Consider the following 2186-nt stretch of genomic DNA (forward strand, 5'->3'; position numbering starts at 1 on the left):
ACATAATTCCTTGATTATCAAAGTAGTATACCTTACCATCTCTATTTAAGAATTGATCGGTGTAACGAGCACCATCGGAACCAAAGTAGTAGGTGTGACCCCAATTCTTGTAATATTGATCTTGGTACATAATTCCTTGATTATCAAAGTAGTATACCTTACCATCTCTATTTAAGAATTGATCGGTGTAACGAGCGCCATCGGAACCAAAGTAGTAGGTGTGACCCCAGTTATGATAAAACTTATTAACAACTAATGATCCATTTCCATCAAAGTAGAATAATTGGTTCTCATTTGCTGTTAAGAATTGATTCTTTAATGGAATAACCCCTTCATTATTAATCCAATAGTTAATCCCATTTATGCTTTTAAGCTGGTTTTGAAGAAGCGCCCCATCATTACCAAAATAGTAAGCATTACCCCATTTAACCATGTAACGGTTGTCCCAGCGAGCACCATCATTACCAAAGTAATAAGTATGGCCCCAATTATTATAGAATCCATTATCTAATCGACTACCATCATTTTGGAAGTAGTAAGTACGGCCCCAATTATTATAGAAACGATTATCCCAACGAGCACCATCGGAACCGAAATAATACGTACGGCTCCAATTATTATAGAATCCATTATCTAACCTAGCACCATTGGCTTGAAAGTAATACGTATGGCCCCAATTATTATAGAACTGATTACGGTATAAATTACCATTTTCACCATAATAATAGGTACTACCATTAATCTCTTTAAAAGTATTTGGCGTTGATTTCTCTGGAATACTATCTTTAATATCTGTATTTTCAGCTTTAACGTTAACTGGAGTTGTTTGTTCTTCACTATTATTAGATTCAGTTTGTTCTTGATTAATCTGTTGATTTGAATCTATATTTTTATTCTCATTTACCGCTTTTTCATTAGTACTATTCTTGTTTGTGTCAGTAAAAGTTGACTCCGAATTAGAATTAGTATCACTAGTATTATCGTTTTTTACTAAAGAATTATTAGCATCAGAAGTAGATGTAATAGTATCTGCATCAGCTAAAACACTAGGCGAACCAATAGTAAGTCCTATCCCTAAAGCAGTAGTTGCGATTGCTGCACAACACCATTTTTTACCATCTTTATATAATTTAAAATGCTTTTTTATTTCCATGACTTTTCCCTTTCAATAACGTTTTACCTAAATAATATAAATCATCTTTTAAATCATTTCAATCAGATACTTAATAAAAAAGCGGTACTATACATTTTCAAATTATGTATAATACCACTTTATTATTAACAATTATTTTATTTATAAGCAACTAACTTATTAGCATAATCATTGATCAAAGTTTCGTTTTGTTCATTATTGTAAATAGCGGTAAGTTCCTTCAGTGGAATAGCTTTCTCAACAAATTTCGAATGAGCAACATCAGTAGCTGTAGTTGGATCTACATATTTAATAAGCACCTGCCCGTCTTGAATTTCCTTAAAGTAGAACCAACTTGTTGGGTCACCCTTAGCAGTAATGAAACTGTAGCCATCATTTACGCCCGATGTAACTTTTCCATAATACATCGTATGGTTACTCAAACAATCCTTGAACCAATCAGCATTCTGATATAGACCGACTAGTGTTCCAAGATATTGAGTATAATTTACTCTATTAATACCATTTGGAATTAATGCTCCATCTTCATTAAAAAGATAAATTTGTCCATTAATATCTTGTTTACCAGTTACGGGATATCCATTTTCATCAAAATAAATTGTACTTCCTTCATACATAAGCCATTGATTGACTAACATCCGACCTTCACTATCAAAATAATGAATATGAGTATTAGAATCATCTTTATCTAAGAATTGGTTGGTGTAGCGGGCACCATCTGCACCAAAGTAATAAGTATTGCCCCAGTTCTTGTAGTAACGATTTTGATACATTACCCCATCGTTATCAAAGTAATATACCTTGCCATCTTTAGTCAAAAATTGGTTAGTGTAGCGGGCACCATCTGCACCAAAGTAATAAGTATTGCCCCAGTTCTTGTAGTAACGATTTTGATACATTACCCCATCGTTATCGAAGTAATATACCTTGCCATCTTTAGTCAAAAATTGGTTAGTGTAGCGGGCACCATCTGCACCAAAGTAATAAGTATTGCCCCAGTTCTTGTAGTAACGATTTTGATACATTACCCCAT

General features: G+C 33.3%; 2 protein-coding genes. Both read right to left on the minus strand.

Annotated elements, in window-relative coordinates:
• On the minus strand, positions 1-1153 hold a 1153-nt coding region (locus tag LMC10_RS10210; protein ID WP_229269758.1), incomplete at its 3' end, for a KxYKxGKxW signal peptide domain-containing protein.
• A 137-nt stretch (positions 1154-1290) separates the two neighbouring features.
• Positions 1291-2186, minus strand: an 896-nt coding sequence (locus LMC10_RS10215; protein ID WP_411377834.1) for an Lreu_0056 family protein, incomplete at its 5' end; no start/stop codon positions are given.

Source organism: Limosilactobacillus reuteri subsp. simiae, from assembly GCF_020784875.1.
Lineage (GTDB): Bacteria > Bacillota > Bacilli > Lactobacillales > Lactobacillaceae > Limosilactobacillus > Limosilactobacillus reuteri_H.